The 8445-nt window shown below is 68.2% G+C and carries 9 protein-coding genes and 1 tRNA gene; 1 reads left to right on the top strand and 9 read right to left on the bottom strand.

Annotation, left to right across the window (positions count from 1 at the left end; genetic code table 11):
* A partial coding sequence (locus MKK49_RS14225; RefSeq protein WP_244029456.1) for a transposase occupies positions 1 to 231 on the top strand: 231 nt, incomplete at its 5' end.
* Between the two features lie 306 nt (positions 232 to 537).
* Here MKK49_RS14225 and MKK49_RS14220 read toward each other — a convergent pair.
* The 9 genes from MKK49_RS14220 to MKK49_RS14180 all read right to left on the bottom strand — a co-directional run bounded on the left by MKK49_RS14220 (position 538) and on the right by MKK49_RS14180 (position 8443).
* Positions 538 to 614, bottom strand: a tRNA-Met gene (locus tag MKK49_RS14220).
* A gap of 110 nt (positions 615 to 724) precedes the next feature.
* On the bottom strand, positions 725 to 1966 hold the full coding sequence (trpB, locus tag MKK49_RS14215; protein WP_244029454.1) for a tryptophan synthase subunit beta: 1242 nt from the start codon (positions 1964 to 1966) through the stop codon (positions 725 to 727).
* A 198-nt stretch (positions 1967 to 2164) separates the two neighbouring features.
* Complete coding sequence (locus tag MKK49_RS14210) at positions 2165 to 2827, bottom strand: phosphoribosylanthranilate isomerase (RefSeq protein WP_244029452.1); 663 nt, start codon at positions 2825 to 2827, stop codon at positions 2165 to 2167.
* Positions 2828 to 2834: 7 nt separating this feature from the next.
* Positions 2835 to 3209, bottom strand: coding sequence for a lipopolysaccharide assembly protein LapA domain-containing protein (locus MKK49_RS14205; protein WP_244029450.1), 375 nt, complete (start codon positions 3207 to 3209; stop codon positions 2835 to 2837).
* 34 nt (positions 3210 to 3243) lie between these two features.
* Positions 3244 to 3564 carry an integration host factor subunit beta gene (ihfB, locus tag MKK49_RS14200; protein ID WP_244029448.1) on the bottom strand — a complete coding sequence of 107 codons (321 nt, stop codon included), beginning with the start codon at positions 3562 to 3564 and terminating at the stop codon, positions 3244 to 3246.
* Between the two features lie 31 nt (positions 3565 to 3595).
* The gene (gene sppA / locus MKK49_RS14195; RefSeq protein ID WP_244029447.1) at positions 3596 to 4582 is read right to left on the bottom strand and encodes a signal peptide peptidase SppA; all 987 of its coding nucleotides are present in this window, start codon (positions 4580 to 4582) and stop codon (positions 3596 to 3598) included.
* A gap of 377 nt (positions 4583 to 4959) precedes the next feature.
* Positions 4960 to 6690, bottom strand: coding sequence for a 30S ribosomal protein S1 (gene rpsA, locus MKK49_RS14190; protein WP_244029445.1), 1731 nt, complete (start codon positions 6688 to 6690; stop codon positions 4960 to 4962).
* Between the two features lie 282 nt (positions 6691 to 6972).
* Positions 6973 to 7464, bottom strand: a complete 492-nt coding sequence (locus MKK49_RS14185) for a hypothetical protein (protein ID WP_244029443.1) — start codon at positions 7462 to 7464, stop codon at positions 6973 to 6975.
* Positions 7465 to 7729: 265 nt separating this feature from the next.
* Entirely contained in the window at positions 7730 to 8443 is a 714-nt protein-coding gene (locus MKK49_RS14180; protein ID WP_244029440.1) for a DUF1013 domain-containing protein, read from the bottom strand.
* Positions 8444 to 8445: the final 2 nt, after the last annotated feature.

Below are 8445 nucleotides of genomic sequence, written 5' to 3'. Positions count from 1 at the left end.
CGATTCAACGCTAAGCTGAGCGACGAACTCAGCAACGGCGAGGTGTTCTACCCCCGCAAGGAAGCCAGCGTCCTGATCGCGCAATGGCGGAAGCCCTACAACGGCATCCGGCCGCCCTCGTCGCTCGGCTACCAGCCGCCTGCGCCAGAGGTCCTCATCTGGCCAACCGAAACGAGCGGATCAGTGCCGTCCGCTCGCCCTGCCATCGTCACGCGCCCGACGATGCACTAACTTCGAACATGGGCCACCGAACGGGGGCAGGCCACGTCACGGAGGTGGACCCCATCGTGCACGAGGGCCTTATCATTCAGGGCTCGCGGTTCCTCTCGCCCCAGGGCGTCGTCTGCGACAGCGAGCTCGGTCGGCCGATCAAGGTGGCCTGACCGGATCGGACGATCCTGTCCACAGCTATCGAACGGGGGCGGCGGCCGATCCCGCCCCGAGGCGGCAGGTCCGAGGTGCCGCCCCAGATCCGCCCCAGAACGAAAAAGCCCCGGCGTCCTGGCCGGGGCTTTTCCTTTAAGTCACTGAATTGAATGGTAGCGAGAGAGGGATTTGAACCCCCGACACAAGGATTATGATTCCTCTGCTCTAACCAACTGAGCTACCCCGCCATATCGTCGCCGCTGCGGATGGACCGGAGCGGCGGCGAGATCGGCGGAATAGGAAATCCGCCTTGCGGTGTCAACGGGGTTTTGGCGGCCCCGGCGCCCGAGCCTGTCGCTCAGAGTTGCGTGCCGAGGATTTCGGCCACCTGCGGGATGTCCTTGTCGCCGCGGCCCGAGAGGTTGAGCACCATGAGATGGTCGGCCGGCTTCCGAGGCGCGATCTCGAACACCTTGGCGAGGGCGTGGGCGGGCTCAAGGGCCGGGATGATGCCCTCCAGCAGCGAGCACAACTTGAACGCCTCCAGGGTCTCCGCATCCGTCGCCGAGAGGTAGGTGACGCGCTTGGCTTCGTGCAGCCAGGCATGCTCGGGGCCGATGCCCGGATAGTCGAGGCCGGCTGAGATCGAGTGCGCGTCGGCGATCTGGCCGTCGCCGTCCTGCAGGAGGTAGGTCCGGTTTCCGTGCAGCACGCCGGGCTTGCCACCCGACAGGGAGGCCGCATGCAGACCCGAGGCGATGCCGTGGCCGGCGGCCTCGACGCCGTAGATCTCGACGGCGGAATCGTCGAGGAACGGGTGGAACAGGCCCATGGCGTTGGAGCCGCCGCCGATGCAGGCGATGAGCGAATCGGGCAGGCGCCCTTCCATCTCCAGCATCTGTTGCTTCGTCTCGCGGCCGATGATCGACTGGAAGTCGCGCACCATGGCCGGGTAGGGGTGCGGGCCGGCCACGGTACCGATGCAGTAGAAGGTGTCGGCGACGTTGGTGACCCAGTCGCGCAGGGCCTCGTTCATGGCGTCCTTGAGGGTCTTGGTGCCGGACTGGACCGGGATCACCTCGGCGCCGAGCATCTTCATGCGGAAGACGTTGGGGGCCTGACGGGCCACGTCGACGGCGCCCATGTAGACCACGCACTTGAGGCCGAACCGGGCGCACAGAGTGGCGGTGGCGACGCCGTGCTGGCCCGCGCCCGTCTCGGCGATGATGCGCGGTTTGCCCATGCGGCGGGCCAGCATGATCTGGCCCAGCACGTTGTTCACCTTGTGCGAACCGGTGTGGTTCAGTTCCTCGCGCTTGAAGAACACCCGGGCGCCGTGGCCGGGGGCGGCCTTGGCGCGCAGGTGCTCGGTGAGGCGTTCGGCCTCGTAGAGCGGGCTCGGGCGGCCGACGTAGTGGGTCAGGTGGCTGTCCATCTCGGCCTGGAAAGCCGGGTCGGCCTTGGCCGCCTCGTAGGCCGCCTCGAGGTCGAGGATCAGCGGCATCAGGGTCTCGGCCACGAAGCGTCCGCCGAAGATGCCGAAGCGACCGCGCGCGTCCGGGCCGTTGCGGAACGAGTTCGGAGGGGGAGCGAGGGTCACGGGCGGCGTCCTTGGATGATCTGGCATGCGGCCTGGGGGTGGGCGGCCTTGGGCAGATGCGGCGACGGGACGGTCCGCCCTGCGGGGCGGTCTCGGCCATGCCGTTCGCCTGCTGTGAGACAAGCGCCTGATCTAGACCCGCATGCGGGGGGCGACAATGCGGCCAACCCGCCATTTCCCCAATTCGGGAGCCGGATGTCAGGCCGCCGCCACCCTGCGACCGGCCCGCGCGGCGGCGATAAAGGCGGCGATCCGATTGGAATCCTTCTCTCCGGGGCGGCTCTCGACGCCGGACGACACATCGACGGCCCGTAGGCCCGTGCGGGCGAGTGCATCGCCGACGGTCTCCGGGGTAAGGCCACCCGACAGCATGGTGCCCTCCGGCAGATCTGCGCCGACGAGAAGCGCCCAGTCGAAGGCGTGGCCGTTGCCGCCGGGCAGGGCCGCGCCGGGGGGCGCCTTGGCGTCGAGGAGGATGCGGTCGGCCACGCGCGCGTAGGCCTGGACCGCCCCGAGGTCGGCCCGCGTCGCGATACCGAGTGCCTTCATCACCGGGCGCCCGGTCAGGCGGCGGATGGCGGCGACCCGCTCTGGCGTCTCGCACCCGTGGAGCTGGACCCAATCGGGGTCGGTGGCTGCGATCGCCGATGCGAGGAGGGCGTCGTCGGGATCGACGAGGAGGACGACGCGCCGGGCCCTGCCCCGGGCCTGCTCCGACAGGAGTCCGGCCAAGGGAAGATCGACGTGGCGCGGGCTCTTCGGGAAATGCACGAAGCCGACGAGGTCGGCCCCGGCGTCGAGGGCCGCCGCGAGGGTCGGCCCGGTGCTCAGTCCGCAGATCTTGATGGCGATGGCGGACATCGGAACTTCAGCGCGGGGCCGGCAGGGCGACGCGGTCGGAGGCGTTGCGGTAGATGCCGTTCGGCCCCTCGTTGGCCGGCGGCGGCGCGTAGGTTTTCAGGCGGGCGGTCTCGCCTTCGAGGCGGCGGATCTCGCGGCGGCGCTCAGCGCTGGTGCGGCGGGTGCCGGACTGGCCGAGCCAGGCGCCGCAGCCGCCGAGCAGCACGCCGAGGCCGACGGCGATGAACAGGATCGCGTAGAGCGGCAGGGTCACGCTGAAGACCGGCATGTCGGGCGAGAACGGATCGAACGACAGGCGCACCGCGTCCCGGTTCGCCACCGCCAGGGCGACGACGACGACCGCCACGGGGAGAAGGACCAAACCCTTGAAGAAGCGGATCATCGAAGCACTCCGATCGAATCTGTGGTCCGGCGGCTCATGAGGCGGCGGCGGTGGCCGTCTCCTCCGAACCGATGCCGGCTTCGTTGAGGCGCAGGCGCATCTCCTTGCCGGTCTTGAACACCGGGATGGCCTTCTCGGAGACGGCAACGGCTGCACCCGTGCGCGGGTTGCGCCCGCGCCGCGCATCCCGACGCTTCACCGAGAAGGCCCCGAAGCCGCGCAACTCGACCCGGTCGCCCCGGGCCAGGGCGTCCGCGATGGTGTCGAGGATCGCGTTGACCAGGGTCTCGACGTCGCGCTGGTAGAGATGGGGGTTCTGCTCGGCGATCCTGAGCACGAGCTCCGATTTGATCATGCTGCGGCCTTCACGACGTCATGAGCAGGTTTCAGCGGACGGCATCGGCGGGGCCGGGCCGCCACACGGCCAGGAGACCGCCCTGGGCCGCGCTCGCGGTCTCGTCGCCAACCTGGCGCAGGCGGGCGGCGAGGCCGTCCAGACCCACGAGATCGGCGCCGAGGCCGAGCGCCGACCAGAGCTGGAAATCGCTCCTGGCCTTCGGCTTCCAGTCGAGAACCGGCAGGTTCTTGGCGACGCCGCGTTCGGATTCGAGCCAGGCGATGGCCTGGCGCTCGCCGCCGACGCCGTCGATGAGCTTGAGGGGCACACTCTGGCGGCCACTGAACACCCGTCCGTCGGAGACGGTGGCGAGTTCCTTGTCGGTCATCTTGCGCCGTTCGGAGACGAGGCCCTTGAACCAGGCATAGGTGTCGCCGACGACGGCGGCGAGGGCCGCGCGCGCCTCCGGCGAGGTCGGTGTGAAGCCAGACGGCTCGGCCTTGAGGGGGGCGGATTTGACCGATTCGACCTTCACCCCGACCTTGTCGAGGAGGCCCGACAGGTCCGGGTACTGGAACAGGACGCCGATGGAGCCGACCAGCGCCGTCTCGCGCGCGACGATGTGGTCGGCCGCGATGGCGGCGATGTAGGCGCCGGATGCGGCGGTGCCGTCGACGAAGGCGACCATGGGCTTCTTCTCGGCAAGCGCCCGCAGGTTGCGGTAGAGCTCCTCCGAGCCCGTGGTGGTACCGCCGGGCGAGGAGATCGAGACCACGACACCCTGAACGGCACCCGCGTCGCGCACGCGCTCGATGAGCTTGGTGGTGGCCTCGGCGCCGGCGATGAAGCCGCCGATGGAGATGCGCGCGATCTGCGGCTTGACCGCCCCGAAGCCGAGGGGCTCGGTGCCGCTGCGGACACGCAGGCCCACGGCACCGACGGCAAGAACGAGGCCGCCGATGCCCACCACCCGCCACAGGGAGAGTTTGCGGCGCAGGCGCCGGCGATCGATGAGGAGTTCGGCGTCAGCGGCCATGCGATGGTTCGCTCCCTCGCGCACCGACCGTTCCCGGCCGTGATGGGTTGCCCGGGCTTGAAACACCCGGCTTCGCCGCGGTTCGTGACGGTTCCCGAACCCTGCGTCACCCGTCGCCGGATGGCCCCAAGCCCTTGCCCCGCCTCGCATCCTCGGCGTGGGTGTTCTAGCCTCGCCCGCCGGGGACCGGCAAGAGGGGAGCGGGTTTCCAAGCGGATAGAATTCGCAAGTCTTCGCGCTGCAGTGCGAAAGTCCTTGGTTGGATATTGCATGGCCGAACGTGAAAACGCCCGCGCGAGGTTTGATCCCCGCGCGGGCGTTTTCAAGTCAGGCCCCCGGGACCCGTAGAGAATCCCGGGAGGGTCGCGCCGGGACGATCAATCCTGGGCGTCGTCCTTGTCGTCGCTGGTGCGGGCCTTCTTGAAGGCTGCGCCCAGGATCTCGCCGAGCGAGGCACCGGAATCGGCGGAGCCGAACTGGGCCATCGCCTCCTTCTCCTCGGCCATTTCGAGGGCCTTGATGGAGAGCTGGACCCGGCGCGCCTTGCGGTCGAACTGGATCACGCGGGCATCGAACTTCTCGCCGGCGGCGAAGCGCTCGGGGCGCTGGTCGCCACGGTCGCGGGCGAGCTCGGCCCGGCGGATGAAGGTGGTGAGGTCGGTGTCGACGATCTTCACGTCGACGCCCGAATCCTTCACTTCCGTCACTTCGCAGGTCACGATCTGACCCTTCTTGAGCTCACCGGCCTCCGTGAAGGGGTCGCCGCCGAGCTGCTTCACGCCGAGCGAGATGCGCTCCTTCTCGACATCGACGTCGAGAACCTGGGCGCGCAGCATGTCGCCCTTCTTGAACTCCTCGATGACCTGCTCGCCGGGACGGTTCCAGTCGAGATCCGACAGGTGGACCATGCCGTCGACATCGCCGTCGAGACCGATGAACAGGCCGAACTCGGTCTTGTTCTTGACCTCGCCCTCGACCTCGGAGCCGACCGGATGCTGCTCGGCGAAGGCCTCCCAGGGGTTCTGGAGGGTCTGCTTGAGGCCGAGCGAGATGCGGCGCTTGACCGGATCGACCTCGAGGATCTGCACTTCCACTTCCTGGGAGGTGGAGACGATCTTGCCCGGATGGACGTTCTTCTTCGTCCAGGACATCTCGGAGACGTGGATCAGACCCTCGATCCCCGGCTCCAGCTCCACGAAGGCGCCGTAATCGGTGATGTTGGTGACACGGCCCTTGAGCTTGGCGTCGACGGGGTAGCGCTGGGCGATGCCCTCCCACGGATCGGCGAGCAGCTGCTTGATGCCGAGCGAGATGCGGTGGGTCTCGTGGTTGATCTTGATGATCTTGACCTTGACCGTCTGGCCGATGGTCACGACCTCGGACGGATGGTTCACGCGGCGCCACGCCATGTCGGTGACGTGGAGCAGGCCGTCGATGCCGCCGAGATCGACGAAGGCGCCGTACTCGGTGATGTTCTTGACGACGCCGTCGATGACCTGACCCTCTTCGAGGTTGGCCACGAGCTCGGAGCGCTGCTCGGCGCGGCTCTCCTCGAGGACGGTGCGGCGCGACACGACGATGTTGCCGCGGCGGCGATCCATCTTGAGGATCTGGAACGGCTGCGGGGTGCCGAGCAGGGGCGTGACGTCGCGCACGGGGCGGATGTCGACCTGGGAGCGCGGCAGGAACGCCACGGCGCCGTCGAGGTCGACGGTGTAGCCGCCCTTGACCTGGTTGAAGATCGCGCCGGTGACGCGCTCGTTGGCCTCGAAGGCCTTCTCGAGCTTGACCCAGCTCTCTTCGCGGCGTGCCTTGTCGCGCGAGATGACGGCCTCGCCCAGCGCATTCTCGATGCGGTCGACATAGACCTCGACCTCGTCGCCGACGGCGAGCTCGCCTTCGCGGCCGGGGCCGTTGAATTCCTTGAGGGCGACACGGCCTTCCGTCTTGGCGCCGATGTCGATGACGGCCACGTCCTTCTCGATCGCGACGACGCGACCCTTGACGACGGAGCCTTCGGTGATCTCGTGCTCGAGGAAGCTCTCCTCGAGGAGAGCCGCGAAATCGTCGCGGCTCGGGTTACGCTGCAGGGCGTTACCAGCGGTCATTCTGTCTCCTGACAGGCCTCATCGGAGGCCGGCGTCGGCGGTTCGTGTGACGGGGCACCCTCGGCGATCGCCGCCCGCGATCCTTGGAGGACCGGACGGGCTCACCCCCCTGAGGAGGGCCGACGCATTCTGGAACAATGGTCGAGGGCCATTCCCCAATGGGCCGAAGCGGTGCGAAAACCGCCCGCGCCTCGTCGATTCCAATCGGAGAACGGCGGTTGCATACCGGATCGTGCCGCTCACGGCAAGACTGGGCGTCCGTCCGAAGGCGCATCGCGGCGATCACACCGGGGCTCGACCCGGCTGGCGCGTGTTGCGCAGCCAGACGGCCGAGGCCACGGCCAGGGGTTCGAGGGGCAGCACCACCGGACCGTGCCGCTTGCCCAGCAGTTCGATACCGGTGAAACGCACCTCACGGATGGTGAGCCAGGCCCCGAACGGAAAGGTGGCGTCGGTTCCCTCCAGGGGGCCGAAGCATTCCTCGAACGCGAGGGGATCGACCATGATCTGGTCGTAGCGCGACAGGTGGTCGGCCATGGAGACCTTGGAACGAAACAGCACCCGGTCCCGGTGGAACGACGAGAAGCACGGCTCGAATTCGGTCAGCGTCACCCAGAGCTTGCCGCCGATACGCAGGTAGGGCGGGTTGGGGCCGTCGCCGCCGAAATTCGCCGGGCTCCACCCCGCATCCGCCATCAGCGATTCGGCGAGGGTCACGGGCTCGGACGCCGAATGTTCGGGGGCCGGCCCGACTTCGGCCGGAGACAGGGCCAAGGCCGCCAAATCCGGCGGATCGGATGCCGTTCCCGTCTCCTGTCCAGTGCCCTGCGCGGTCATGGTGGTCCCTGGAAATGCGCCCTCGTCCACCGAGGGGAGGCAATATTGCGCATTTTCTCAGGGTTGGCGACCTGAGATCGGGGTTCGGTTCTCATTATCGTGCCGTCGGCGGCGTCGAGAAAGCAGAAGCCGAGCGACGTATGAAAAATCCGCGCCGGGGCTCCGGCGCGGATCGGGTCGTCTCAAGTCCTGCGGACGGAAATCAGTCCTCGTCGTCATCCGCGTCGGTGTTGCGCATGCCCTTGAGCTTGGCGAACACGGAATCGGCGTTGAGCTTCTCGTCGCGCACGGAGCGGTGATGCTCGTCGGTCTCGGTGTAATCCGTGGCCGTGGAGACTTCCGTCGGCAGGAGGGTCGCACCGCCGTCGGCGGGAAGTGCGGCGGGCCGGTCCTTGGCCGAGCGCTGGACCTCGAAGTCGAGGTCGATCTGCGTGCACAGGCCGAGCGTCACCGGGTCCATGGGCTGGAGCGAGGCCGAGTTCCAGTGGGTGCGCTCGCGGATCTGCTGGATCGTCGACTTGGTGGTGCCGACGAGCCGGATGACCTGCGCGTCCTTGAGTTCGGGATGGTTGCGCAGGAGCCAGAGGATCGCGTTGGGGCGATCCTGGCGACGCGACAGCGGGGTGTAGCGTGGGCCCTTGGTGGTGCGCTTGACCTCGGGCAGCTTCACCTTCGAGACGGCGACCTTGAGCTTGTAGTTCGGCACCTTCTGGGCGCGCTCGATCTCGTCGCGGGTGAGCTGGCCCGTGGTGATCGGGTCGAGGCCCTTGATCCCGGCCGCGACCTCGCCGTCGGCGATGCCCTTCACCTCCAGGGGATGCAGCTTGCAGAACTCGGCGATCTGCTCGAAGGCCAGGGAGGTGTTCTCCACCAGCCAGACGGCGGTCGCCTTCGGCATCAACGGGCCTTGGGTCATCG

This window comes from Methylobacterium sp. J-090, assembly GCF_022829345.1.
Lineage (GTDB): Bacteria > Pseudomonadota > Alphaproteobacteria > Rhizobiales > Beijerinckiaceae > Methylobacterium.
Note: the sequence above shows the minus strand (reverse complement) of the source record. Positions and strands in the feature narration are given on the sequence as shown.